This is a genomic window from Teredinibacter waterburyi, from assembly GCF_001922985.1.
GTDB lineage: Bacteria > Pseudomonadota > Gammaproteobacteria > Pseudomonadales > Cellvibrionaceae > Teredinibacter > Teredinibacter waterburyi.
The window spans coordinates 1-675 of sequence record NZ_MRUH01000137.1 but is presented as its reverse complement, the minus strand read 5'-3'; the positions used below and the strand labels follow the sequence as shown (position 1 = coordinate 675).

The 675-nt window shown below is 46.4% G+C and carries 1 pseudogene; it reads left to right on the top strand.

The annotated features are described in order from the left end of the window. Positions 1–30: 30 nt before the first annotated feature. A pseudogene (locus IDZ20_RS10870) lies at positions 31–636 on the top strand (IS5 family transposase). The last annotated feature ends 39 nt before the right edge of the window (positions 637–675 follow it).

Below are 675 nucleotides of genomic sequence, written 5' to 3'. Positions count from 1 at the left end.
AACTTCCGCCATTTTCTCGAAAGCCATAAATTGGGTCAAAAGTTATTCGATACGATTCAGAATCATCTGGCTTATCACGGTTTGAGACTACAAGAAGGTAGTATCATCGATGCCGGTATTATCTCAGCGCCCACTTCAACCAAGAACAAAGAAGGTAAGCGTGACCCTGAAATGCACCAAACCAAAAAAGGCAATGAATGGCATTTTGGCATGAAAATGCATATCGGCGTTGATGAATCGTTGGGGTTAACCCATAGCATCAGTACGACACCAGCGAATGAACATGACATTGTTCAATAAGACAAGTTACTGCACGGAAAGGAAAAGCGCGTCTGGGGTGATGCAGGCTATGTAGGCATTGACAAACGCGAAGAGCATAAAGCTCGTGTCGTTGACCGGATGATAGCGATGCGCCCAGGGAAACGAGCCCTTCTCGCGAAGAGTTCAGATAAAGAGCAAGCAGAGAAAGCGAAGGCGAGTGTAAGAGCTAAGGTCGAACATGCGTTTTCAGTGATTAAGCGGCGCTTCGGTTACAGCAAAGTTCGTTATCGCGGTTTAGCTAAAAATACCAATCGGCTATACCTGTTGGCAGGCTTTACCAGTTTGCTAAGAGCGGAAAAATATTTACCCGCTTAGGCGGGACAGGTCCGCCTGTAAGTTGCCGAAAGGCAATCA